The sequence below is a fragment of the Actinomyces qiguomingii genome, from assembly GCF_004102025.1.
In the GTDB taxonomy this organism is placed as follows: domain Bacteria; phylum Actinomycetota; class Actinomycetes; order Actinomycetales; family Actinomycetaceae; genus Actinomyces; species Actinomyces qiguomingii.
Genome location: NZ_CP025228.1, coordinates 1,561,029 through 1,585,704 on the forward strand (window position 1 = coordinate 1,561,029; position 24,676 = coordinate 1,585,704).

A 24,676-nucleotide genomic window follows, 5' to 3' on the forward strand; every position below is an offset into this window, starting at 1 on the left:
GACATCCGCGGCCTAGGCCTAGGGCATCTTGACCGTTGACCTTGGGTGCGCCGGCGTCCAAGGCAACCCCACCGGCCCGAACCAACACCCCCACACCCGGACTGCCTGGCGGCCGTTGGACCGTCTGGCGGCCGTTGGACTGCCTGAAACGCACTCTCAGACAGTCCAACCGCAGAAGCCGGTCCAACCGCAGTAACGGGGTCCAACCGCAGAGACGCGGTCCAAGTACGCGGCCAACAGTCGGCCGGGCCCGCACCCACCCAGTACACCCTCAAAACGGAAGAGCCGTCAAAGCTTGCCCAGGACGCGGGCGCGCAGGGCCAGGGCAGCGGCGCCGGTGGCCCATTCGGCGCGGTCGTGCTCGCGCACCACCACATCGAGTGGAGTTGCGCTGGCGCGGCGCACCGCGGCGATCCCCTGTTGTACCTCGTCTTCGAAGAGCGCGGCAATGGCGGCACGCTCGCCGGCAATCACGACGACCTCGGGCAAGGTGAAGGCCGCAGCCATACCCAGCAGACGGCCCAGCCTGCGCGCGTAGGAAGCGCAGAGGGTAACGGCGTCGGTGTCACCCGCAGTCGCCAGCTCGACGATGTCCGCCGCTGTCAGCCGGTCGTGGTCGTGCTGTACCCAAGCGCGCTCGAGTGCTTCATTGGTCAGGCAGTCCATCGCCGCTACTGCCCTGGCGGGTCGGCCGCCGTCGGGCACGGGCACTATTCCCAGCAGGCCCATCTCGGCGTCGGCATTGGTCACGACCCGACCGTCTACTACCAGGCCGTGCCCAACGCCGGCCCCCACCGTTAGCAGGCTGAAGCGGCCGTGTTCCCGTCCCACTCCGAACCACGCCTCCCGCAGCGTCAGAGCGCTCAGGTCATTGCCGATGATGGTGGGCACGCCCGCTCGGGCCTCAATGAGATCGGCCAGAGGTGCTCGGTGCCAGCCGTAAAACACCGCCTCGTCCACCGTGCGCCCGTCGCGCGCCGTTCCGCCCAGGCTTACCCCCAGGCAGGAGGGCGGCGGGGCGTCTGCGGCGGCAGCGGCGAGATCGGTGAGTGCTGCAGCCAGTTCCCCGACGATATCGGCTGGGTCGTGGCTTGTCAGAGGGCGGCGTACGGTGGCGAGAATGCCCAGGCGTAGGTCGGTCAGCACCGCAGTGAGTAGATTCGTTGAAAGTCCGACTCCCACCACCGACTCGGCGTTGGCCCGCACCTCCAGTGGCGACTGCGGCCTACCGGTGTCGGCGACCTGCTGGGTGTGCACGGTGAGCAGTCCGGCTTCCACCAACGGCGTCGTCAGCCGGGTGACCGATCCGGGAGAGATGCCGACAATGCGCATGATCTCGGGGCGCAGCAATCGTCCGTGCCGCAGCAGGGCCAGCACGATCTCGCGCTGGGTGTCGCTTAGAGCGGTCCAGGGCGATGTGGGTGTTTCGGGCCCGGCCGGGGCGTTCGAGTCGGCCATGACCCCATCATGCCCGACCCGGAGTCGTTGATTGCGACAGGAGGGCTTGCGCATGGGTTTGTTTTGAGTCAGAATATTCTTGTCCGTCGCTCGCTTCGGCGGCAATGCCACCCCAACCTCAGCAAGGATGCACGGAGGAAACTATGACAGCACTGAGCAGGCGCTCCTTCCTCGCCGGTACGGCGACGGCGGCGGCGCTGGCGGCCATGGGCGGCACCCTCGCCGGCTGCTCGTCGGGAGATGGAAAGGTCCATCTTGAACTTTTCCAGTTCAAGAGCGAGGCCATCGCCCTGTTCGATCAGATCTGTGCCGACTTCAACGCCGCCAACCCGGACATCGTCGTCACTCAGAACTTCCAGGCCGACAACATCACCTCACTGCGCGCCCGCCTGGTCAAGGGCGACATCCCCGACCTGATCACCATCAACGGCGATTACAACTACGGGGCGCTAGCAGATACCGGCATCTTCTACGATTTCAACCGCACCGACCTGCTCGACGGCGTGAACCCGTCGATCGCCTCCATCCTGGACACGCTCGGCACCGGTGGCCAGGGGCAGACCAACGGCGTGGCCTTCGCCGACAACGGCTCGGGCATCATCTACAACCGGGATGTCTTTGACTCCGCCGGCGTCGCGCCGCCGACCACCTGGGACGAGCTCATCGAAATCTGTGACGAGCTCACCGCCCAGGGGATTGACCCCTTTTACTGGGCCATCAAGGACAACTGGACCGGAGCCCCCGCCTTCTCCTCCCTATCCGGTTCCTTCCTCACCGACGGCGTCGCCGCCTGGTACGACCAGCGCCGTGACCTGGACTCGGGCACCTCCTTCGCTGAATTGACTCCGGTGTTCAAGAAGATGCACCAGGCGGTCCAGTACGGCAACGCCGACAAGGCCGCCCTGGGGTACAACGACGGGAACCAGGGCTTCGCCCAGGGTAAGGCCGCCATGTACTGGCACGGCACCTATGCCATTCCCGCCATCCGCTCCTACAACCCGGACATTAACCTGGGTACCTTCGCCACCCCCGCCGACAACGCGGCCGACACCAAGGTCGTCTCCGGCGTTGACGTGGCCCTAACCATGGGTGAGAGCCCCACCCACCTGGAGGAGAATCTGCGCTTCTTCAAGTACCTGATGGACGAGGCGAACGTGACTGCCTATTGCGCCGAGCAGGTCGCCTACCCGACCCTGACGACGCTGTCCGCACAGGACCCCGCCCTGGAGGGGCTCCAGCCCTACTTCGACGCCGGGCGCGTGGCCACATACTCTGACCACAACTTCCCGCCGGCGATCACCCTGAACGCCTATATGCAGCAGTACCTGTTCAACGGCGACTTGGACCAGCTCATTACCACCTTGGACACCCAGTGGGACAAGGTCGTGCGCCGCATCAATGAGACGGCCTGAGGCAGGAGGAGCAAATCACCATGACCACACAAACCGCCACCGCGCCGCGTGCCAGCGACCCGCAGGCAGCGCCTCGCACAATCCCGGACAACCAGGCCAAGAAGGTAGATCCGGCCTTCATCTGGATGCTTCTTCCCGCGGCGCTCGTATTCACGGTGCTACTGACGATTCCGCTGCTCACGGGCATCTTCTACACCTTCACCAACTTCAAGGGCTACGGCGACTGGCATTTCGTCGGCTTGACCAACTACAAGAACCTGTTCACCGACGATATCATCTGGGGCTCATACCTTTTCACCTTCAAGTACGCGATAGTCGCCTCCATCCTGACCAACATCATCGCCCTGGGGCTGGCGCTCGTACTGAACTCCAAGATGAAGGCGCGCAGCTTCTTCAGGGGCGTGTTCTTCGTGCCCTACATCCTGCCGGTGCTGGTGGTCTCCTACATCTTCAGCTACCTGTTCACCAACAACCTGCCGCAGATCGGGCAGGCTCTGGGCTGGGAGTGGCTGAGCACCTCGCTGCTGGCCAATGAGGACCTGGCGTGGCTGGCCATCGTCGTCGTCGGCGTGTGGCAGTCGGTCGCCTACAACACGATCATCTACCTGGCGGGCCTGCAGACCGTGCCTGAGGAGATCTACGAGGCCTCCGCGATAGACGGCGCGGGCCCGGTGCGGCGGCTTTGGTCCATGACCCTGCCGCTGATCATCCCCTACCTGGGCATCAACATGGTGTTGTCATTCAAGGGCTTCCTGGGGGTTTTCGACCAGATCGTCGCCCTGACCTCCGGTGGCCCGGGCACTGCCACCCAGTCCATCTCCTACCTGATCTTCAAGAACGGCTTCCAGGGCGGCGAGTACGCCTACCAGACGGCGAACGGCGTCATCTACTTCCTCATTGTGGTGGCGCTGTCCTTCGCCCAGCTCCGCTTCACCCAGAGCCAGGAAAGGGTCTGATCCGCCATGACCGCCACAACCGCTAACGTTTCCGACCCCGCCGGCGCGGTCGAGAACCCGGCAGCCGGTTCGAGCCGCATCGGTACGGCCGATCCTGAGATCTACCGGGTCCGCCACGGCTCTAAGGGAGTATTCGGCCGCACCAACTGGTGGACCACCCTGCTGGCAGTCGTGCTCAGCCTCACGGTGCTGGTACCGCTGTACTTCACCGTGGTCACCGCTTTCAAAACTCCTGAGGAGCTGGCCACCTCCGGCTGGGCACCGCCCCGCTCCTGGAGTCTGGACAACTTCTCCACCGCCTGGGAGATGACCTCCTATCCGCGGCGTGTGCTGACCTCCTCCATTATCACCGTGGGTGCCACCGTTTTTACCCTGCTGTCCAACTCGATGGTGGCCTACGCGCTGGGCCGCAACATGCACCGCCCCTGGTTCCGGCGCCTGTATTACTATTTCGTGGCGGCCTTGTTCGTGCCCTTCCCGATCATCATGCTGCCTGTGGTCAAGGAGACCGCGCTGCTGCATCTGGACAATGAGGCCGGCCTGATCCTGCTGTACGTGGTTTACGGCTTGGCCTTCAACATCCTGATGTACACCTCCTTCATAAAGTCCATCCCGGAGGAGTTGGAGGAGGCGGCCGCCATGGACGGCGCCGGCCGCTGGACGATCTTCTGGCGGATCATCTTCCCGCTGCTGTCTCCCATGAACGCCACGGTGGGGATCCTGACCTGCCTGTGGGCGTGGAACGACTTCCTGCTCCCGCTGGTGATTCTCACCGACCAGACCAAGGCGACTCTGCCGCTGGCCCAGTACGTCTTCCAAGGACAGTTCAACACGAACTACCCGGTTTCCTTCGCCTCCTACCTGATGGCGATTGCCCCGATGTTCCTGGTCTACGTCATTGCTCAGCGCTGGGTCATCTCCGGCGTGATGCGTGGCAGCCAGAAGTGAGCGGGTCGTACGGGTCGGGACCAAGGCGTCCCGACCCGTACGGGGCTCTTCTGGTTTGAGGGTGTCGAGTTCGGTCGATATAACCATCGAGTTCGGTTGGTGGGGCTGGTGGGTCGGGGGAATGTCCGGATTCGGCGCAAGCGATGTCCCCGCGCCCGACGGCGCCCACCAGATGCGCATGATTCCGCCGGATCTGAGGGCGCCTGTTGAGCCGGGTGGCGTGTTTGTCCCGGATCTGGACACTTTGGCGTTTCATGTGCTGGCAACTGCCATCACGTGGCGAGCAGGCCAGTGCATCAGGTCGCCCAGCCGACCCCTTGTCCAACCAGAGGCTCGGCGATATCGGTGGTGCTGAAGAGGGACGCCAGGGGTCCTTGGATTGTTGGTGCGGAAGCGGCACTGCCATACGCAGACACCGAGAGTGCTCAAAAAGCCAATGCCCGGAAGGACGCGCCGCCGCGTCAGTGCCGGCGTGGGACGAACTTCCCGACCCCGCTGGCCTCTACATCATCTCAACCATCGACCGCGGGCACATCTTCACCATCCGCCACCACCAGCAACCACATCCAACATGATCACCGCACCAACCCGAACCAACACCACTTCACCCATGAACCGGAAGAGCAGGTTTACCGCACCACCGCTTTGCCGTAGGCTCAGGCCAGTAAGGCCGGACCGGCACCGGTGGCGCACTGCTACCGGTGTCAATGGCGATAAGTGCCGGTCATAACCACATCCCGGGGGCATGGATACCGTCGTCGTGCACCCCGAATCCAGATCTAACCCATTCCGGAAGGTTCTCGCCATGACTCAAGCGTCGTTCGTCGTCAGTCCCCGTCATGTCGGCCAGGAGCCCGACTGGTGGCGCCGCGCCGTCGTCTACCAGATCTACCCGCGCTCATTCCAGGACACCAACGGCGACGGTTACGGCGACATCCCCGGCATCACCGCCCGCCTGGACCACCTGGACGCCCTCGGCGTCGACGTGGTCTGGCTCAGCCCCGTCTACCGCTCCCCGCAGGACGACAACGGCTACGACATCTCCGACTACGAGGACATCGACCCGCTCTTCGGTTCCCTGGCCGATTTGGACGCGCTGATCGCCGGTCTGCACGCGCGCGGTATGCGCCTGGTCATGGACCTGGTGGTCAACCACACCTCCGACGAGCACCCCTGGTTCGCCGAGTCCCGCAGTGCGAAGAACAGCCCCAAACGGGATTGGTACATCTGGCGGCCCGCCCGCGAGGTTCCCGGGCTGAAGGCGGGCGAGCCCGGCACTGAACCCACCAACTGGGGGTCCTTCTTCTCCGGGCCGGCCTGGCAGTGGGATGAGGACACGCAGGAGTTCTACCTGCATCTGTTCTCCGTCAAGCAGCCGGATCTGAACTGGGAGAACCCGCAGGTGCGCCGCGCCGTCTACGACATGATGGGGCGTTGGCTGGACCGCGGGGTGGACGGATTCCGCATGGATGTCATCAACCTGATCTCCAAGACCTACCCGCTCGTCGATGGGCCGCGTCCGGACGGTGCCCTGTACGGCGACGGCGCCACACTGGTGGCCAATGGGCCGCGCGTACACGAATTCCTACATGAGATGAACCAGGCGGTATTCGCCCCCCGTTCCCGGCACATCATTACCGTCGGTGAGACGCCTGGAGTGACCACCGCCGAGGCCTCCCGCTACACCGACCCGGCCAACGCCGAGGTGGACATGGTCTTCCAGTTCGAGCATGTGGGCCTGACCGACGGCCCCGGCGGCAAGTTCGACCCGCAACCCTTGGACCGTGCTGCCCTCAAGCGCAACCTCGCCGGCTGGCAGGCCGCCCTCGCCCCCGAGGTCGACGCCGATGGTCGGATCACCGCAGAGAGTGGCTGGAACTCCAACTACTGGGACAACCACGACCAGCCGCGCGCCGTCTCCCGCTTCGGCGACGACGACCCCGCCTGGCGAGAGACAAGCGCCAAGACCATCGCCTCTATTCTCCACCTGCACCGCGGCACCCCCTACATCTATCAGGGGGAGGAGCTCGGCCAGACCAACACCGTCTTCCACGGCATCGACTCCTACCGAGACCTGGAGTCCATCAACTACTTCCGCGAGCGCACCGGCGTCGGCGACGACCCGGAGAAGCTGCTTGCCGGTCTGGCCGTCAACTCCCGCGACAACGCCCGAACCCCGGTGCAGTGGGATGCGACCGCACACGCCGGCTTCACCACGGGCACCCCCTGGATCGATGTCGCCCCCAACTACGAGGAGATCAACGCCGCCGCCCAGGCGGGCGTGCCCGGCAGCGTCTTGGAGCACTACCAGTCGCTTATCGACCTGCGCCACCATGACGACGCCGTCGCCCTGGGCACCTTCCGCCTCCTGGACGCCGACGCCCCCGACTCCTGGGCGCTGTTGCGCGAGCACGTGGGCGCCGACGGCGAGCACGAGCAGGTTCTCCTGATCGCCTCGTGCGCGCGCGCCGGACTGGACACCGGAGCCGGCTCCGCCCTGCGCGAGCGGCTGGCCGCCGAGGGAGTCAATCTGGGGGAGTGGGACGACGCCGAGCGCGTGCTGGTGGCCTCCCTGCCTGCAGGCGCTGCGGCCGCCTCCGGCACCGGTGTGCCTGCGCGCCTGCCGGGATGGGACTCGATCATTCTGCGCCGCACTCTGTGACACCGACACCCGAGATGCGACTATGGTTTAGACCATGTCCCATGCATGACTGGCGCAGGTGCAGCTCGAGCGTTTCAAATCTTACCGGTACGCCGTGATGGCGTTCGACCGGCTGACGATTGTCACTGGGCGCGACTCCATGTGCGACGGAGTCTTACGGTTCATCGCCGCGGCGACGGCGCTGATGACCGTGTCAACATTGCTGGAGGTCGGGGACCGGACGCTATCGGTCTGCAAGGCCAGGGTCCCATTCCTGGGGTAGTGCTTGCAATTGAGGAGTTTGAGAATGGGCTCCATCCTTCCCACGCTGCACGTCTGCTCGAAATCGCAAAGGAGGCGGCTAACCAGGTTGGTGTCTCGGTTCTCGACGGCCTCGTTCCGGTTCCGGGATGGTCCAAGCGCGACTTCGACGATCGCCGCCAGGTCAAAATTGCTCATGAAGCAGCGCAGGCAGGCCGAAGACCACCTTGTCAGGAACCTCTATCGCATATGTGGGCGCAGCGCCACTTCCTCGGGAATCGCGTTCTGCACAGGCGGACAAGGACCGCCATGCAGACCGCGCCCAATAGCCTGGCGCGTCCGGCAGCAGCGACGGCACTCAAAGCTTCTGGCTGCTCTAGCGCGCGTAGAAAGAGACCTCCGATGAACGGCGGGGCGCCGTCAACCGCCAGCAGCATAGTGATACCAGCGCCATTATCGCCAGCAACCACAGGGGGCCGCGAGCCAGTTCCCACACGAATACCGTGCCGAACACCGGGGCCCGCTGCGTGGTAGACAGCACCGCGCCGGCCCCAATCAGTGCCAGTGCTGGAATACTCACATGCCAACCGGCCAGGTTCGCGGCGACGCCGATCGCGGCCCCGGCGCTGCCGCCCAGGGCGAATGAGGGAGCCAGCAGTCCGCCGGTTGCGCCCGCACCCAGGGTCAGGCCGGTCAGCAGCGGCTTGAGTACGACGACGCCGACCAGGCCCATCAGCGCTGGGGCGGTGGCGGGGGATAGCAGTGCCGCTTCCAGGGCGTCGCGGCCATTGCCCGGCAGCACCGGCAGCCACAAGGACGACGAACCCGTGAGCAGACCGGCCGCCCCGATTCCTAGTGGCAACGCCCAAGAATCCGGCAGTCGGTGATCCTTAAGCCGCCTCCACAGCGACCGCGCTCCCGCACCCAACAGGGCTGCTACTCCCGCCACCGGCAGCACCGCCACTAGCGTCGCGGTATCGGGCGCGCCCACGGTTACCTGGAAGGTAGGCTGCCCGCCCGAGTGCAGCCAGGATACGACCGTGGCCAGCAGACTCATTGGCAGGGCCAGCCATACGCCCCGCCGCCGCATGCCGGCCACCATGGTGATTTCGACGGCGAAGGCGGCTCCGCCCAGGGGCGCGTTGTACATGGCCGCCAGTCCCGCCCCGGCCGCCGCGGCCACCAGCGTCCGGGCGGTCTTCGGTTCCAGATTTAGGCGTGAGACGAGCCGGGCGGCGACAGCTCCGGCCATGAGCCGGGGTGCGCCCTCACGCCCCACCGAGTTGCCAGCGCCCACTGTGAGCACCTGCAGCACGCCGTCGGCGAAGGGGCGTAGCAGGCCCATGCGGCGGGCGGTGTGGCCAGAGACGTCACCGACCGCCGCCTCCACACTCACCACGCCGCCGGTGCTCCGCTCCCACCACCACAGGGCGCCGGCGAGCAGTCCGCCAGCGGCCGGCGCCAACACTCGTCGCCAGGGTGCGGCCGCCTGCACCCGCTGTGGCAGCGTCCCCTCGCTCACGCCGTAGAACAGCCATTCGAAGCCCTCCAGGAGGAGGGCCATTGCCATGCCAATCAGGCCCGCGGCCACGCCTGCCAGTAGAGCGGCAACCACCAGGCGCACGCCGACATGGGTACGCGAGTAGGCGGGGGACGTGGATCGTCGTGGGGTCACCGGATGACCCTACCGGCATCTCGTCCGGCGAGCCCCGTCCGATGCGGTGAAACGACGAACGCTCTGGGGATCTTCGCCTACCTACTTCCCCGCCCCTGCGGTAATTCCCCGCACCAGAGAACTCTGCAGCAAGAGATAAACAATCAGGCTCGGTGCCAGTGCCAGGACGGAGCCGGCCGCGAGCAGTCCCGTCGATCCGGATGGATCGTCCCGCAGAAGTGCGATGGCAACGGTGATGGTGTATGAGCCCGGGCCGTCGGAGGCGATCAATGGAAGCAGGTATTGATTCCAGATCATGATGAAGCCGAAAATGGTGATGACACCCAGGGCGGGCTTGCACATCGGCAGCACGATCCTACCTAGCACGCCGATCTCGCTGAGACCGTCGAGCCGGGCCGCCTCGCATATCTCCTCGGGGATGTCCCGCATGAACTCGGTCATGACCATGATCGAGAATCCCCAGATGCCTACCGGCAGGATGATCGCCAAGACCGTGCCCTTGAGGTTGATTCCCAGTAACGGCAGATCGCCCAACACAATGGACAGCGGGACCGCGATCACCTCCTCAGGCAGCATCATGGTTATGAGGAACAGCAGCATTACCAGCGCCTGTCCGCGGAACTTGCGTCGGGACAGGGCGTAACCGGCGAGCACTGACGCGGTCATCTGCAGCAGCAGACCGCCCCCGGCGATGATCAGGGAGTTGCGCAGGTAGGTGAACAGGCGCCATTCGCCTGCTGCGCGGAAGTTGTCCAGGGTGGGGTCCGTCGGCAGCACTGCGAGCTGGGTTGGGTCTGAGGTGTGACTGAATGCGCTTGAAACGACTGTGAGAAATGGGACGCCGAAAACGGCCAATAGCACCGCGGCGATCACCAGTCTGATCACTGTGGAACTCGGCGCCGCGGTCCATCCGAGTGCGGAGTCGAAGCGGCTCGGCGCAGGCCCGCCCATGCCCTTCATGATTCGCTCCTGCGTGCAGTCAACCAGCGGACGATGATTGTGAGCGTGAGCGTTGTGGCCAGCAGCAGTATGGATGCGGCGCTGGCGACACCGACGTCGCTGCGGTCGAAACCTTGCGTGTACACCTGCGTCATCCAGGTGGTTGTCGAGTTCGCGGGACCGCCGCCGGTCAGCACGTAGACCTCGGTGAAGATACCCAGTGCGCGGATCGCGGCGAGTGTCAGGACGATCACCATGGAGCTGCGCAGGCTGGGGATAACGATGCTCCATAGGCGTCGCCACCGGCCGGCGCCGTCGACTGCCGCGGCTTCGTAAAGATTCCTGTCGATACCCGCCAAACCGGCCAGGAAAATCACCATGTTGTAGGGGGCGCCCGCCCAGATGCCCACCGCGGCTACTGATATCAGTGCGGTCCTTGGACTGTCCAGGAAGGGGAACGGTCCGAGGTGGAACCAGGCGAGAATGGTGTTAAGGAAGCCGTCGGCATCCGGGAAGTAGATAATGCGCCAGATCTCACCGATAACCGCTGTCGCGGTGACCACCGGCAGAACCACCACCGTGCGGGTTAGCCACAGCCCCAGGCTTGATCCTTCCAGCATGAGCGCGAGCAACAGACCGCCGATAACGCTTCCCGCGGTCTGGACACCGGCCAGAATAACGGTGTGCCCCAGGGCGTCGATGAATCCGGAGGAACCGAGTACCTTGGCGTAGTTGTCCAGTCCCACCCAGGTGTTGCCGAGGTACGGGGTCACCTTGTGGAAGCTGTAGTAGATCCCCTCTGCCAGCGGGATGAACTTGAACATTACGGCCAGCAGCAGCGCCGGCGTCAGTAGCAGCCACATGGTAAGGGTGGTTGCCTTTGGAATGGGCAGCCGCTTGTGCGCGCCAGGCAGAGCGTCGCGGGAGCTGGTCACAACAGCCCCAGCCCGTCAAAGACGTTTTCCAGCTCGTCCTTGAGATTGTTGAGCTCGGCCGTCGGGTCCTGCTCCGGGCTGGAAACTATGGTGTTGAGGGACTCGGCAATGACCTGCTTGATTGCCAATGCATCTGCGACGGCGGGGAACACTTGTGAGGATTCGGCCAGGGCGTCCTGGACTACGCCCCAGCGTTCGTCGTCGTAGATCGCGGCCGCATCCATGTCGGAACGTACCGGAACCCTCACCACCGGTTGTTTGCTGTTGGTCATGCAGGTGGTCTGCCCCTGTTCGGAGATGAACCAGGAGACGACCTTGTTGATGGCTTCCAGCTTCTCGGTGCCGGCCGAGACGTAGATGTTCTCTCCCTCGGCCAGGACCGTGCTGCCGCGTGGACCGGCAGGGGCCGGAGCGACCACGTAGAGATCTTTTCCTGGTGCCTGGTCCATGGCGGAGAACTGGTATGGGCCGGTCAGCGTGTGCCCCACCTTCCCCTCTGCGAAGAAGGGTGTGGATACGGAGGTGTCCGCTGTAAGGGCTCCGGGTTGAACGCGCCCGCCGACGGCGAACATCTCCTGGATCCATTGCACTGCGGATACCGTCTCCTTCGAGGTGGTGTTCACCGAGAAAGTGCCGTCGCTGTTGTCGGTCCAAAATGAGCCGCCGCCCTGCCAGATGTAGCTCATGGCCCAGCGAGCGAGGTACCCGTTCTTCACGGTTCCGGCAATATTGGTTCCGTAGGTGTTTGCGGTGCCGTCGCCGTCGGGATCCTGCGTGGCAATGGCATCAAGGAAGGCGACATACTCCTCCCATGTGGTAGGTACCGACAGGCCGAGCTTGTCCAGCCAGTCGGAGCGGAAGCAGTCGACCATCGTTTGCCGGGAGTAGGGCACGGCGTAGGTACCGCCGTCGATCTGAGTCTCCTCCCAACGTGCGTCAGCGATGCCGGATGCCTCGGTGTAGTCGTCCAGGATGATCTCGCGCAGGAGGCCTTGACGCTGGTAGGTGCCTAATAGGACGTCATCGTTGATCCACAGGTCGGGCAGGTTCTTGGACTGGGCCCGGCTCTGCAATTCCTGGCCGAAGTTGTCAACCGTGGAGAAGTTGACGGTGATGCCGGTGGCCTGCTCGAGAGTGGGGACGATCTCGGCATAGGCATCGGCGGTGGTGGCACCGCCGCGCGCCCACATCTCGATGCTGTTCGCATCGGAGCCGTTGGCTGAACCCGAGCCCGATGACCCACAGGCTGCCAGCAGGCCGGCTGCGGTGATACCGCCGTAGGCGAGCACCGCGCGGCGTGACGGGCGGAAGAGACGTGTCGACATTTTAGGCTCCTTTGCGGCTGAGGCGACGGTGCATCGGCGCACCTAGTACAGGCGGTAGTACAGCGTTGTAGTACCACGATGTACTATGAGTGTACATGCATGCTCGTCGGATGGAAAGAGAGCCGCCATGACGACTTCCGCAACCTCTCAGGCAGTCCGCTTCGCAGCTTCACGCGGTCCGGGGGCGCCGCCGAGCTCGACCGCGGGCTGTGGCCTGTTCGAAGGGGAGGTCAGAACCTATACGGTCCTGGCCGCGGGCCACGTCGGCATCGGTCTTCCCGACCGTCCGGCCGCCGCGGGGGAGATTCTTGAAGTTGCCCTGTTCCCGCAGCTGCTGCTGCAGCGGGACGGAGTGCCAGATCGCGCTTCCACTGCCTTGGGTATCGGCGTGGACAACGGCAGGGGCGGGCTTTGGCACCTGTACGACGACGACGGACGCGATCTGACCGCTTCGCCGCCCAAGCGTCCGCCCCACCTGGCAGCCACCGCCCTGATCCCCGAGCAGTGGAATCTGTGGCGGGTGTCGCTCGAGGAGCTACCGGCGGGAACTTCGCTGCGTGCGGTCAGACTGATAGCGCACGCCGACCACGGTTACGGCTGGATTCAGGTGCGCGTGGTGACGGAAGTGGAAGGAGTGGGTGACGCGGAGGATGTGGTCGACTACGTGCGCACCACCCGCGGAACGCACTCCGGTCGTGGCTTCTCACGCGGTAACACGTTGCCGGCGGTCTGTATGCCACACGGCATGAATTTTGTTACGCCGGTCACTAATGCGCGCACCCGCCGCTGGCTGTATCGATGGCACGGGGACCCGCACCCGCGGTTGGAGGCCGTGGCACTGAGCCATCAGCCCAGTCCCTGGATAGGAGATCGCGGATCGGTGCAGATCATGCCCTATCTGGATACGCCCGTACTGGATCCAAGATTGCGGTCACTGCAATTCCGCCATGACGATGAGGTTGCCCTCCCGGACTATTATCGAGTACTGCTGGACGGCGGCATCGAGTTGGAGATGACCGCGACGGCTCGTACGGCCGCCCTGCGCATACACCTGCCGCGTGCCGGCGGCCTGACCGCAGATCAGGCCTTCGCCGGTCGGTTGTGCACCGGAGCCACCGATGTGGGGATGTCGCTGCACGGTTGGGCGCCCGGAAACGAACTGCGGCCCTCGCATCCCAGCCCTCCCCGAATGTTCTTCGTAGGCGAGATACCAGGCGGAATCCGTGGGGAGCCCGCCTATGACGATGCCGGTCGAGTGTGCTCCCAGGCCGCCCATGTCGCCCTTCCTGCGGGCACGCACGAGGTGCGTCTGGCCACCTCATTCATCTCCGTGGAGCAGGCGTGGCGAAACCTCAGTCTTGAGTCGCAGGGACGCAGTTTCGAGGAGCTGCGGCGGACGGCGCACGATGCCTGGAGGCAAGCGCTCGGGGCGCTCGAGTTGGACGGCGCCACGGCACCGCAGCGTGAAGCCGCCTACACCGGTCTGTACCGGCTGCTGTGTTACCCCAACATCGCTCATGAGAACGTCGCGGGCGCGCACAGCCCGTGCATGGCGCATGCGGCCGTGGCACTGCCCCTCGAGCGCGAGCACACCGACACGGTCACCGGGTGTCGCGTGTTGCCCGGAGAACTTTATGTTAACAACGGGTATTGGGACACCTACCGGTCCAGTTGGCCCGCTTACCACCTGCTCATGCCCGAGCGCGCCGGGAAGCTGCTCAACGGGATGCTACAGCTGTTCCGCGACGGCGGCTGGATGGGCAGATGGACTGCCCCCGGCTTCATCGACTGCATGGTAGGCACCGATTCTGACGTGATCTTCGCTGATGCCTGTGCGCATGGTGTCGAATTCGACCGGGAAACGGCCTACCTGTCTGCCCTGCGTAACGCCATGACCCCTGCGCCCAGCACTGAAATCGGTCGCAGAAACAATCGCGCCGCGCGATTCCGCGACTATGTCGACTCCGATGTGCCGGAGGGTCTGAGCTGGACGGTTCAGAACGCGCTTGACGACGCCGCCATTGCACGATGGGCGAGTCGACTCGCCCGCGACGCCAGGGGTGAGCCGCGGGCGGATCTGGAGGCGGAGGCCTTCTATTTCGCCAACCGCTCGCTGCGCTGGCGCAACCTGTTCGATTCGCACTCCGGCTTCCTCCTGGGACGCCATGCCGACGGCGCGTGGGAGGTGCCCCCGGAACACTTCAACCCGCGACAATGGGGCGGGGGATACACCGAGACGAACGGTTGGGGAATGGCATTCTCAGCGGTTCACGACGTCGACTGGCTGGTCAACGCCCTGGGTGGGCCCACCGCGCTGGGGCGCAAACTAGACGCCTACTTCCAGGACCCGGAAAAGGCAGCCGCCTCCCAGCGGGGGACCTACGGGCACATCCTCCACGAGATGACCGAGGCCCGAGCGATCGGCATGGGACAGTTCGCCGTCTGCAATCAGCCCGCCCACCACGTACCTTTCATGTACTTGCATTCCGATCGGTCCGACCGCTGCGCCGAGGTGCTGGCCGAAGCCTTCACCCACCTGTTCACCGGCGGCCGCATCGGCCAGGGCTGGCCGGGAGACGAGGACAACGGTGAGTTCAGCGCCTGGTGGCTGTTTGTTGCCATGGGCCTGTATCCGCTTGACGTGGGCTCGGGCGAGTTCGTGATCTCCGCGCCGCAACTGCCCGCGGTGCGCTGGACTCGCTGTGACGGAACTGTCCTATCCGTGACTCGCGAGGGGAACGGGAACTACATCGCCGATGTAGAGGTCAATGGACGCGCGGTGGACGTCCCAGTGTTGACTGCTTCGGTACTGCATGCCGATACAGAAATCCGGGTGCGGGTCGATTCCAAGCCGCACGGCTGGGGGATGGGTGCTCGTCTCGCATCAATGCCCACCGACGAATACCTGCGGGATAAGGCTCATTCGGGGAATCTGCGCTCGACACTACCGGGAGTCGCAGCCCTTGTCGATGACACCGCGGCCACCGAGGTCGTGCTGCCTGCCGGTGCGCTTTTGGAGATCGAGCTGGACCGTCCCGAACCAGCCCGGGTCATTACTCTGACCGGAACCGGCAGCACCGACCTGGAGGTGGCTGTATGCCTCGAAGGCACCTGGTCCCGAGCCGTCAAACGTCGGCTTACATTCCGTTGGCCGGAGGAGACACGAGTCATCCCCCTGTCCGGACCCTCCGAAGCGGAACGGCGGATTGAAGCACTCAGGTGTTTCTTCCCGGCCGGCGGCAGCCTCACTCAACTCGAAGTGATTTGAAGGTCATCCCTGTTCGGGTCGATACCGGATGCGCCGATCACGCCGTCGTCCACCGGAATTCCTCCGGTGGACTGGCGCACCTCGATGCGGAAGGCCGGCTGGATGAGTTCCTTGGGACGGCGCGGTAGCTCGGGATCGCGGTGGTGCTCGTCGATGCGCGTCAGCAGCAGGCGAATGGCCGCGCGCGCGAACTCCCGGTGGTCCACGGACAAGGAGGTCAGCGTAGGACTGGTGAATGAAGCGTCCTCAATATTGTCGATGCCCACTACTTTCACGGCGTCTGGTACGGGAATGCCATGGGCGCGGAAACTGTGCAGGGCACCGATGGCCAGAGCGTCGTTCATCGCCACCACGGCGTCGAAGGGTGTTCCCGAGTCGATGAAGGCGTTCATCCTCTGCACTCCCTGAGGCAGACGCCAGGTCGACTCCGAAAGCAGCAGACGCTGATCAATACCGATGCCCATCTTTGCGTGCGCGTCACGGAATCCCTGCTCGCGCAGAGGTGCAGAGCCATGGTCGGTGCCCGATGCGCAGCCCAACAGCACCACCCGGCGGCACCCCAGGCCGAGCAGATAGGCAGTCAGCGCCTGTGCCGCGGCCGCATTCGGCAGAGTCACCCGGTCCAGATCGGGCGGATCCACGCGCTCGCCGAGCAGTACCAGGGGGAAGTCGACCCGGTACTGATCCATGTCCTGCGGTCCCAGAGCCTGCGGACTGAGAATCGTGCCATCGGTGAAATGCCGGTTCGCGCCGTGCAGCACGTCCAGTTCGCGTTCGCGCTGGCCCCAGGTCTGCGTGACCAGCACGCGGCCGCCCTCGTGCTCGGCGGCGTGGATGACCTGCCCGGACAGTTCGGCCAGATAGGGGTCGCGCAGATCGGGAACGGCCAAGGTGATCATTCCGGTGCGTCCGCGCCGCAAACCGCGTGCGGCGAGGTTGACCGTGTACCCCAACTCCCGGATGGCCATCTCCACCCGTTCCTTGGTCTCGGGGCGCAGATAGCGGTATCCGTTGAGCACATTGGACACGGTCTTCGGCGAGACACCGGCGTGCCGCGCGACATCGGCGATTGTCACCATATCCGCATCATGCCCGAAGCGGCGAGGGTGCTGGTCCTGCGCGCGGCTTCAGTCCCTTTCCCCGGCCGACGCGGCCCGGGAGACCGTATCCCCGAAGTCCGGTACGTCCGCGGCCGACATGACCCCCAGGTTCTTGTTGACCAAACCAATGGCGTCGCGCAGTCCCATCCACCACTGGTGCAGCGGACGGCGCGCACCAAGGTCGAGCTCATCATCCATGCGCTCCAGGCGGTGATGCGTGATCCGGCCCTCCACGAGGCCCACGTAGCTGGAATGGTAGGTGCCGGCATCCAACTGACCGGCGAGCAGGTCGAGTGCGTGTGCTACCAACTTGGTGGCCATGATGCGGTCGAAGGCGGTTGGGTCTCCGCCCTGCTGCAGGTGGCCGATCTGGGCCGGGCGCACGTCGTACAGGCCCTCGCTCTCCTCGGAGAAGATCTTCGCCAGCACGTCCAGGGTGTAGTTCTCGCTGGCCTGCTCGTTACGGATCACCAGGTAGAGCTTGCGCCCCGAACGGAAGGACTCCACCATGCGGGCCGAGTCCTGGGCCAGCTTGCTCAGCGTCAGGCCCTCCTCATTGAGGTAGACCCGCTCGGCACCAGTGGCGATGCCGCTCATAAGTGTCAGGTAGCCGCAGCGGCGGCCCATCGCCTCGGCCACGAAACAGCGGCGCGACGCTGCCGCCGACTGCTTAATGGCGTCCAAGGCCTCCACCGCGCTGTTCAGGGCCGTGTCGGCCCCCACGGACAGCTCCGAGCCGGGCAGGTTGTTGTCGATGGATGCGGGCACACAGATCAAGGGGATCTTGAAGGCCGGGTAGCGGCCGCGCTCGGTGACCAGTTTATGCGCCGCCAAATAGGCGTTGAAACCGCCAATGACCAGCATGGCGTCGATCCGGTGGGACTCGATGGCCCTTCCGAGGGCGTACAATTGCTCAATGCTGGGGATGTCTCGACGGGTGCCCAATTCAGCACCGCCGTCACCAACCCAGCCCTCAACGTCCTCCCAGGACAGTTCGCGCACATTCCCGTCCAGCAGGCCGGGGAAACCTCCGTATACGCCGAGCATGGTGAAGCCATGATCCAGGCCCAGGCGCACCGCGGCCCGCGCCGCCGTGTTCATCCCCGGGGCCAGGCCACCGGCATGCACGATTGCCACGCGCCGGGAACGGCCCGCATCGGCGCTCAGTGCGCCCTCGGCGGCCGGGTCTAGCTCAGGCGGGGTGGACATGGTCTCGAAGATCCCGAGCATCTGTTCGAAGCTGGCCCCACGCGCCGCCACAGCGCCCCGGTAGTCGCCGGCTGCAACCAGGTCCTTGACGGCACGGGTGGCACGGACCTGCTCCATCATGGGCAGGCGCTGAATGCGGTTGCGTCGTTCGGCGATGATCACCGGCTCACTCCCGGGCGTGGCCAAGACCACCTCGCGTGCGGCGGTGCAGCCGAGCAGAGTGGACATCCAGCGGTCGTAGGCGCTTGGCTTGCCACCGCGCTGGACGTGTCCCAGGATCGTCACCCGGGCCTCCTCGCCCAGGCGCTCAGCCATGACCCGTTTGACATCATCGGCGGTGATGGGATTGCCGGAGCGGTCGGTGGCGCCCTCGGCCACGATGACCATGGACTCACGGCGACCGGCCTCCCGCCCCTTGGACAACTTGCGGCACATGTCCTCCTCCCAGCCCTCGCCCGGAGGCAGCTCGGGGACGAGCACGTAATCGCAGCCCCCGGCCACCGCGGCCATCAGCGCAAGGTAGCCGCAGTGCCGGCCCATGACCTCCACGATGAAGGTGCGCTGATGCGAGGCCGCGGTGGAGGAGATGTCATCAATGGCCTCGAGAATGCGATGCAGGGCTGAATCGGCGCCAATGGTCATATCCGCGCCCACCAGGTCGTTGTCGATCGAGCCGACGATACCGGTGACCATCAGCACCGGGTGCGCGGCGGCCGTCTGCGCGCTGATCTCGCCGCGCTCGGCCAGTTCGGCCACCAAGGACGGCCAGTTCTCGCGGAACTCGTTGGTGCCGGTCAGGGATCCGTCGCCGCCGATTACAACCAGCCGGTCGATGTCGTGCTCCAACAGGTTGCGACACGCGGCCAACTGCCCGGAGCGCTCGCGGAACTCCGCGGAGCGGGCGGTGCCGATTATGGTGCCACCCCGGTGCAAGATGGAGCCGACCGAGTCCCACTCCAGCCTGCGGACACCGTCGCCGCCGGCAACCGCCCCCGCCCATCCCTCCATAACCGCGTAGGGTTCGGCGCCCATGCGCAGTGCGGTGCGCACAACGGCGCGTACCGCCGCGTTCATGCCCTGCGCGTCACCGCCGGAGGTGAGTACCCCGATACGTACGGGATTCTCGGTAGGGGCAGTGTCCACTGTTTCTCCGGCCGCCCGGCCGGCCGCTTCTTCGCGCTGCGCGTCGTTAGACATGATGGGTCCTTCCGTTGGCGTCGGCTCTCCGGCGCTGCATCTGATTCTAGTGTGGTGTGCGCCGCAGCGCCGCTGTCCGCTGTTGCCGACTTCGCCCGGCGCTGACCGTGTCCCGCCCCGGTGCGCCCGGCGGCGCGCGTTAGTGTCGGTGCCACCGGCCCGACGCCGCCGAGACCAGGGCCTTGAGAGGATGGAGACGGGGCATGAATCATGGGGAACGGATGCGCGGTCACTCCCAAGCGCAACTGGACGGCGGTGCCGTCAGTCGTATCCTGCCCCCCGGCTGGCCCCTGGCCGTGCGGGCCGGTGTGGAGTCCGTGGTGTTCGGCTGGGCGCTCGTGGTACTTCCGACCCTCGCCCTGTACCTGGCTTCCTCCTCTAGGGACGCCGCGGCGGCCCTGTCTCTGGGAGCGGTGCTGCGCACCGGCACGGGACTGTGGAGTCTTGGGTTCGGCGGCGTCGTGGGTGGTGAGGACCAGTACGGCACGCTCAGTCTGCCGCTGCTGGGCGTGACCCTGCTACAGGCCTGGCTGATCCGCTCCTCGGTGCGCCGTGCTCGGCTCAGTGGACCCGCCGCCGGGGCTCTCGCCGTCGGCGCCAGCGGACTGACGACCCTGCTGATCGTGACAACCACCGGCTCGGTCGCCTCGCGTGGCTGGACCGCGGTGATCGGGGTGAGCGCACTGGCCGGGCTGATCACCGCCGTCGCCCTGCAGCGGGCCGGCCGGGGCTGGCGGACGGCGTCGGTTCGGTGGGAGCGGCTGCCGGAGTGGATCGGGGTGGCGCTACGCATGTGTCGTGATTTGGCCGTGGCACTGATCGTGCTCGCCGCCGTGGTCACACTTGTGGGCCTGATCGCCGGTGCAGGCCGAGTCTCCCGCCTGCATGACGCCCTCGCCGGTGGCGGACTCATGGCGACGGCGGGTCTTATCCTGCTGCAAATCGGCTGGCTGCCCACCGCGATGGTATGGGCGCTGTCCTGGACGGCGGGGCCCGGATTCGTGGTGGGCGCCGGCTCGGTCTTCTCACCCACCCGGGTGCAGGCCGGGGCGGTGCCCGGGCTGCCGCTCCTGGGGGGACTGCCCACCGCAGCGGTGGGTGCCTGGGGCGCATTCTTGCCGTTCCTCATCGTGCTGGCGGCTGCAGCGGTGGCTTGGCGGCAGCGGGGTGTGTTGCGCACATTGCCGCTGCGGCAGGCGGCGGCGACGACGGCGACGGCGGCTGTGCTGAGCGCCTGCGGGGTGCTGGCGGCCTGCTTGGCGGCCTGCGGGCAGGTCGGGCCGGGGCGCATGACCGATGTCGGACCGCACTGCGGCTACGTAGCTGCGATTGTCGCCCTGATGGTGCTGGTGGGTGTCGGCCTAATTGCGGTACTGCCTCATCCACGCACCCGCATGCTGACTCGCCGTGGTGTGCGCGCGACCACCGCCGCCACCAGCGCCGCTGGCGAAGGCGTACGCGAACGCCTCAAGGTGCGGACCGCAAGACGGTAGGCTGATACTGGCCGCGACTGGCGAGGGTGGGGCACCACCGGGGAGCGGCCGACCGGATATCGGTAATCCCCAACGGGGCGTCGCCCGCCTGGGCGTCCCGCCGCACCGGCACAACAGGAGCAACCGTGACCTCCCAGGCCCCCTTACCGACCTCTCCCGCACCCGCCGCTCAGGACGCGTCCGAGCGCATTGCTATCAGGCGCGCCCTGGTCTCGGTCTATGACAAGACCGGGTTGATTGAGCTGGCCGCCGCCTTGACCGACCACGGCGTTGAGATCATCTCCACTGGCTCCACGGCCGCCGCCATCGCCGCGGCCGGTCTTCCGGTCACCGCCGTAGAGGAGGTCACCGGCTTCCCCGAGTGCCTGGACGGGCGTGTCAAAACCCTCCATCCGCGTATCCACGCCGGCCTCCTCGCCGACCGGCGCAAGCCCGAGCACCTGGCCCAGCTGGACGAGTTGGACGTGGCACCCATCGACCTGGTCGTGGTCAACCTGTATCCCTTTAGCCAGACGGTCTCATCCGGCGCGGGTTTCGACGCCTGCGTGGAACAGATCGACATAGGCGGGCCCGCCATGGTGCGCGCCGCGGCGAAAAATCATGCTTCGGTTACCGTCGTGGTGGACCCGGACCGTTACGCCGAGGTGGTTGACGCCGTGGCGGTAGGCGGTTTCAGTCTCACCCGGCGTCGGGCCCTGGCGGCGGCCGCCTACGCCCACACCGCCGCCTATGACGCGGCCGTCGCCTCCTGGTTCGCCGGGCAGATCGAGCTCGACGGCGCCGCCCCATCCGTGCCGGCCCCACCGGATCGCGTCGCAGACGCCTACACGCGCCTGAGCACGCTGCGCTACGGCGAGAACCCCCACCAACGTGCCGCCGTTTACGCGATCGCTGGTGCGAAGCCGGCAGCGGGCGTGGCCGGCGCCCGCCAACTGTCCGGCAAGGAGATGAGCTACAACAACTACACCGACACCGACGCCGCCGTTCGGGCCGCCTACGACCACGGGGATACCACCTGCGTGGCGATCATCAAGCACGCCAATCCCTGCGGTGTGGCCATTTCTACGGCGGGCGACGTGGCCGAGGCCCATCGCAGGGCCCACGCCTGCGACCCCGTATCCGCATATGGTGGGGTAATCGCCGCGAACACCACCGTTACTGCGGCCATGGCGCGCCAGATCAAGCCGATCTTCACCGAGGTCATTGCCGCGCCCGCCTACGACGATGAGGCAGTGCAGATCCTGTCGACCAAGAAGGGCCTACGCATTCTCGTGGTTGCCCCGCCCGAGCGCGAGGGCTGGGAAGTGAAACAGATCTCCGGCGGCGCGGTCATCCAGGAACGTGACGCGCTCAATGCCCCCGGCGACCGTCCGTCCGGATGGGAATTGGTATCCGGACAGGAGGCCGACGCCGCCACGCTGGCAGACCTTGACTTCGCCTGGCGCACTGTCAGGGCCGTGCGCTCCAATGCGATCCTGCTGGCCAGGGACGGGGCGACCGTCGGCGTCGGCATGGGGCAGGTCAACCGGGTCGACTCCTGCAAGCTGGCCGTCGAGCGCGCCAACACTCTCGGCGCCCGCGCCACCGGGGACGCCGCCGGAGAGCGAGCCGATGCCGTGGTTCCCCAGCGTGCCCGTGGAGCCGTCGCCGCCTCGGATGCCTTCTTCCCCTTCGCCGATGGTCTGCAGGTCCTCATCGACGCCGGTGTGCGGGCGGTGGTTCAGCCCGGAGGGTCCATTCGCGATGAGGAGGTCATCGCCGCCGCCCGACAGGCCGGTATCACTATGTACCTGACCGGCACCCGCCATTTCGCCCACTGATGCTCGCCGCTGTGTCGGCGGCGCAGGAGAGATAGGGTGGCAGGCGTGACCGATCAGAACGGGGCGGTCGACGCAGCGCCGTCGGCCGATAAACCCACCGCCGCGCCCGCCCCCGACCCTGGCGGCGCCGGGGATGACTGTCCGAAACGCCAACAGCCGTACCGCACCCTGGCGGTGGTCGCCGTATCCGCCTGGTTGGCGGCCGTGCCGGTGCTGTCAGTGCTGGGGCATCGCCATTTGGCCGTGATCTGGCTCGGTCTGGAGGTGGCGGTGCTGGCGGTCATCCGGCTCCAACGGCCTGACGGTACCTGGATCGCCGCCCGCGGACGCGCCTTCGACGTGATCTTCGGGGCGGCGCTCGCCGTCGGGCTGTTCGTCCTGTCTTATTACGCGAATCTTCCACGCGTGCACTGATCCAAGCGGACGAGCTGGAGCCGCTGGCTGGTTAGCGGCGCCTTCGGTGCTTGGGAGGGCCACTGGGCGGTACCGCCGCGCGCGAGGTGGCCAGACTGTGGCATGCTGCGGCCCGACAAGCGGTCCCCGACCGCCCGATCCCAGCCGGAAGGCAGCAAATGAGTAACCCATCCCCGCATCCTGAACGTTCCGAAGGGCAGGCGTCCCCGGGATCCGTTCGCCGGTTCCTGGCTCGTGCCGGCATCCTGGTGTGGGTGCTGGCGGCCATCATCCTGGCGCTTGTGCTCGGCTCGATCCAGGTGAGCGGCAGGCACCTGGTGCCCGTTCCGGTGGGTCGTGTTTTCGCCACCTTCTCCGACCTGTTCAGCCAGTTCCTGAGCTTCTCCATCCCGCTGATAATTATCGGCCTGGTCACACCGGCCATCGCCGATCTGGGACGTGGCGCCGGCCGTTGGCTGGCCATTACTGCCGCCATCGCCTACAGCTCCACCCTGTTCGCCGGCTTCGTCACCTACCTGGCCTGTGCGGCGGTGCTACCAAGGGTGCTCTCCGGCACCACACTCAGCGACGTCGAGGAGCCCGGCAGCGCCCTGGAGACCTATTTCAGTGTGGAGATGCCCGCCCCCGTCGGAGTCATGACCGCACTGCTGCTCAGCTTCGTAATCGGAATCGGACTGTCCATGGTGCCCCGTGGGGTCATGCGCAAGGGCTTTATCGAGTTCCGCGCCATCATCACCTCTCTGATCGAGCGGATCATCATCCCGCTGCTGCCGCTGCACATCTTCGGTATCTTCCTGAACCTGACCTACACCGGTGAGGCCTGGGCGATTATGCGCACGCTGCTGCGCGTAGTCGTAGTTGTGCTGGTGCTCGAACTCGTGATCCTGTCCATTCAGTACCTGGTGGCCGGGGCGATCGGACGCAAGAACCCCATCAAGGCACTGGTCACCATGCTGCCCGCCTACCTCACCGCCCTGGGTACCTCCTCATCCGCCGCCACCATCCCTGTGACGCTACGACAGGCCCGCAAGAACGGTGTTGCCGACGCGGTCGCCTCCTTCACCGTGCCGCTGTGCGCCACCATCCACCTGGCCGGCTCCACCTCCAAGATCTTCGCCTTCGCCTTCGCGATTGCCATCACTCAGGGCATCGGCGTATCCGCCGCCCAGTGGATCGGTTTCATCTTCATGCTCGGGATCACGATGGTGGCGGCCCCGGGGGTCCCCGGCGGCGCCATCATGGCCGCCACCGGCCTGCTGTCAAGCATGCTCGGCTTCGATGACGCCCAGGTGGCCCTAATGATCGCTACCTACATCGCCCTGGACGCCTTCGGCACCGCCACCAACGTGACCGGGGACGGTGCCATCGCCATAGTCGTGGACCGGCTCGCCCACGGCCGTATCGGCCCCGAGGGCGACCCGGAGAACACCCGGGAACTCGCCTTCGACGGTATGAAGTACCTGGATCGGGTCAGCGTCGACGGCGTCGTCAGTGCGGAGGAGCTTGAGGCCTCCGCCGCGGCCGCCGGCCCCAACGCCGTCAGCCGCTGAGGCGCGGCGCCTGCCGGCAGGCCGTTCAGCGGCGGGGCGGTGCCCCGGGAGACGGACGCACCGGATATACCGCGC

At 66.0% G+C, this 24,676-nt stretch carries 16 protein-coding genes and 1 riboswitch; of the genes, 9 read left to right on the forward strand and 7 right to left on the reverse strand.

Features of this window, described 5'->3' with window-relative positions:
• Window positions 1-288: 288 nt before the first annotated feature.
• Window positions 289-1,458 carry an ROK family transcriptional regulator gene (locus tag CWT10_RS06400; protein WP_103063149.1) on the reverse strand — a complete coding sequence of 390 codons (1,170 nt, stop codon included), beginning with the start codon at window positions 1,456-1,458 and terminating at the stop codon, window positions 289-291.
• A gap of 143 nt (window positions 1,459-1,601) precedes the next feature.
• Here CWT10_RS06400 and CWT10_RS06405 point away from each other — a divergent pair, with 143 nt between their 5' ends.
• The 4 genes from CWT10_RS06405 to CWT10_RS06420 all read left to right on the forward strand — a co-directional run bounded on the left by CWT10_RS06405 (window position 1,602) and on the right by CWT10_RS06420 (window position 7,436).
• Window positions 1,602-2,870: an ABC transporter substrate-binding protein gene (locus tag CWT10_RS06405; protein ID WP_103063148.1), complete on the forward strand. Its 1,269-nt coding sequence runs from the start codon at window positions 1,602-1,604 to the stop codon at window positions 2,868-2,870.
• Window positions 2,871-2,890: 20 nt separating this feature from the next.
• Window positions 2,891-3,826, forward strand: a complete 936-nt coding sequence (locus CWT10_RS06410; protein ID WP_233188151.1) for a carbohydrate ABC transporter permease — start codon at window positions 2,891-2,893, stop codon at window positions 3,824-3,826.
• 6 nt (window positions 3,827-3,832) lie between these two features.
• Complete coding sequence (locus CWT10_RS06415; protein ID WP_233188150.1) at window positions 3,833-4,774, forward strand: carbohydrate ABC transporter permease; 942 nt, start codon at window positions 3,833-3,835, stop codon at window positions 4,772-4,774.
• Between the two features lie 805 nt (window positions 4,775-5,579).
• Entirely contained in the window at window positions 5,580-7,436 is a 1,857-nt protein-coding gene (locus tag CWT10_RS06420; protein ID WP_103063147.1) for an alpha-glucosidase, read from the forward strand.
• Window positions 7,437-8,052: 616 nt separating this feature from the next.
• Here CWT10_RS06420 and CWT10_RS06425 read toward each other — a convergent pair.
• From CWT10_RS06425 to CWT10_RS06440, 4 genes are all read right to left on the reverse strand, one after another.
• Window positions 8,053-9,351, reverse strand: coding sequence for a chloride channel protein (locus CWT10_RS06425; RefSeq protein ID WP_416171711.1), 1,299 nt, complete (start codon window positions 9,349-9,351; stop codon window positions 8,053-8,055).
• 81 nt (window positions 9,352-9,432) lie between these two features.
• On the reverse strand, window positions 9,433-10,311 hold the full coding sequence (locus tag CWT10_RS06430) for a carbohydrate ABC transporter permease (protein ID WP_103063145.1): 879 nt from the start codon (window positions 10,309-10,311) through the stop codon (window positions 9,433-9,435).
• A complete protein-coding gene (locus CWT10_RS06435; RefSeq protein WP_103063185.1) occupies window positions 10,308-11,153 on the reverse strand; it encodes a carbohydrate ABC transporter permease in 846 nt (281 codons plus the stop codon). The genes CWT10_RS06430 and CWT10_RS06435 overlap by 4 nt, the downstream gene beginning before the upstream one ends.
• A gap of 68 nt (window positions 11,154-11,221) precedes the next feature.
• Entirely contained in the window at window positions 11,222-12,550 is a 1,329-nt protein-coding gene (locus CWT10_RS06440; protein ID WP_103063144.1) for an ABC transporter substrate-binding protein, read from the reverse strand.
• 127 nt (window positions 12,551-12,677) lie between these two features.
• Here CWT10_RS06440 and CWT10_RS06445 point away from each other — a divergent pair, with 127 nt between their 5' ends.
• On the forward strand, window positions 12,678-15,818 hold the full coding sequence (locus CWT10_RS06445; protein ID WP_158247654.1) for a GH92 family glycosyl hydrolase: 3,141 nt from the start codon (window positions 12,678-12,680) through the stop codon (window positions 15,816-15,818).
• Here the strand turns inward: CWT10_RS06445 and CWT10_RS06450 are convergent.
• Together CWT10_RS06450 and CWT10_RS06455 are read right to left on the reverse strand one after the other, a co-directional pair.
• Window positions 15,800-16,897, reverse strand: coding sequence for a LacI family DNA-binding transcriptional regulator (locus CWT10_RS06450; protein ID WP_103063142.1), 1,098 nt, complete (start codon window positions 16,895-16,897; stop codon window positions 15,800-15,802). The genes CWT10_RS06445 and CWT10_RS06450 overlap by 19 nt on opposite strands.
• Before the next feature lie 48 nt (window positions 16,898-16,945).
• Entirely contained in the window at window positions 16,946-19,324 is a 2,379-nt protein-coding gene (locus CWT10_RS06455) for a 6-phosphofructokinase (RefSeq protein WP_103063141.1), read from the reverse strand.
• Between the two features lie 203 nt (window positions 19,325-19,527).
• On the opposite strand from CWT10_RS06455, the gene CWT10_RS06460 reads away from it, so the two are divergent.
• The 4 genes from CWT10_RS06460 to CWT10_RS06475 all read left to right on the forward strand — a co-directional run bounded on the left by CWT10_RS06460 (window position 19,528) and on the right by CWT10_RS06475 (window position 24,601).
• Window positions 19,528-20,817, forward strand: a complete 1,290-nt coding sequence (locus tag CWT10_RS06460) for a cell division protein PerM (RefSeq protein ID WP_103063140.1) — start codon at window positions 19,528-19,530, stop codon at window positions 20,815-20,817.
• Window positions 20,818-20,820: 3 nt separating this feature from the next.
• A riboswitch (ZMP/ZTP riboswitch) is annotated at window positions 20,821-20,918 on the forward strand.
• A 24-nt stretch (window positions 20,919-20,942) separates the two neighbouring features.
• Window positions 20,943-22,637 carry a bifunctional phosphoribosylaminoimidazolecarboxamide formyltransferase/IMP cyclohydrolase gene (gene purH, locus CWT10_RS06465; protein WP_103063139.1) on the forward strand — a complete coding sequence of 565 codons (1,695 nt, stop codon included), beginning with the start codon at window positions 20,943-20,945 and terminating at the stop codon, window positions 22,635-22,637.
• Window positions 22,638-22,682: 45 nt separating this feature from the next.
• The gene (locus tag CWT10_RS06470; RefSeq protein ID WP_233188149.1) at window positions 22,683-23,051 is read left to right on the forward strand and encodes a hypothetical protein; all 369 of its coding nucleotides are present in this window, start codon (window positions 22,683-22,685) and stop codon (window positions 23,049-23,051) included.
• Between the two features lie 158 nt (window positions 23,052-23,209).
• Window positions 23,210-24,601 carry a dicarboxylate/amino acid:cation symporter gene (locus tag CWT10_RS06475; RefSeq protein ID WP_103063138.1) on the forward strand — a complete coding sequence of 464 codons (1,392 nt, stop codon included), beginning with the start codon at window positions 23,210-23,212 and terminating at the stop codon, window positions 24,599-24,601.
• Window positions 24,602-24,676: the final 75 nt, after the last annotated feature.

Excerpts from the sequence above, each read along its gene's own strand:
- CWT10_RS06450 (WP_103063142.1), bottom strand. The coding sequence starts at position 16,897 with ATGGTGACAATCGCCGATGTCGCGCGGCACGCCGGTGTCTCGCCGAAG.
- CWT10_RS06435 (WP_103063185.1), bottom strand. The coding sequence starts at position 11,153 with ATGTGGCTGCTACTGACGCCGGCGCTGCTGCTGGCCGTAATGTTCAAG.
- CWT10_RS06445 (WP_158247654.1), top strand. The coding sequence starts at position 12,678 with ATGACGACTTCCGCAACCTCTCAGGCAGTCCGCTTCGCAGCTTCACGC.
- CWT10_RS06405 (WP_103063148.1), top strand. The coding sequence starts at position 1,602 with ATGACAGCACTGAGCAGGCGCTCCTTCCTCGCCGGTACGGCGACGGCG.
- CWT10_RS06410 (WP_233188151.1), top strand. The coding sequence starts at position 2,891 with ATGACCACACAAACCGCCACCGCGCCGCGTGCCAGCGACCCGCAGGCA.
- CWT10_RS06460 (WP_103063140.1), top strand. The coding sequence starts at position 19,528 with ATGAATCATGGGGAACGGATGCGCGGTCACTCCCAAGCGCAACTGGAC.
- CWT10_RS06400 (WP_103063149.1), bottom strand. The coding sequence starts at position 1,458 with ATGGCCGACTCGAACGCCCCGGCCGGGCCCGAAACACCCACATCGCCC.
- CWT10_RS06440 (WP_103063144.1), bottom strand. The coding sequence starts at position 12,550 with ATGTCGACACGTCTCTTCCGCCCGTCACGCCGCGCGGTGCTCGCCTAC.
- CWT10_RS06475 (WP_103063138.1), top strand. The coding sequence starts at position 23,210 with ATGAGTAACCCATCCCCGCATCCTGAACGTTCCGAAGGGCAGGCGTCC.
- CWT10_RS06455 (WP_103063141.1), bottom strand. The coding sequence starts at position 19,324 with ATGTCTAACGACGCGCAGCGCGAAGAAGCGGCCGGCCGGGCGGCCGGA.
- CWT10_RS06430 (WP_103063145.1), bottom strand. The coding sequence starts at position 10,311 with ATGAAGGGCATGGGCGGGCCTGCGCCGAGCCGCTTCGACTCCGCACTC.
- CWT10_RS06415 (WP_233188150.1), top strand. The coding sequence starts at position 3,833 with ATGACCGCCACAACCGCTAACGTTTCCGACCCCGCCGGCGCGGTCGAG.
- CWT10_RS06420 (WP_103063147.1), top strand. The coding sequence starts at position 5,580 with ATGACTCAAGCGTCGTTCGTCGTCAGTCCCCGTCATGTCGGCCAGGAG.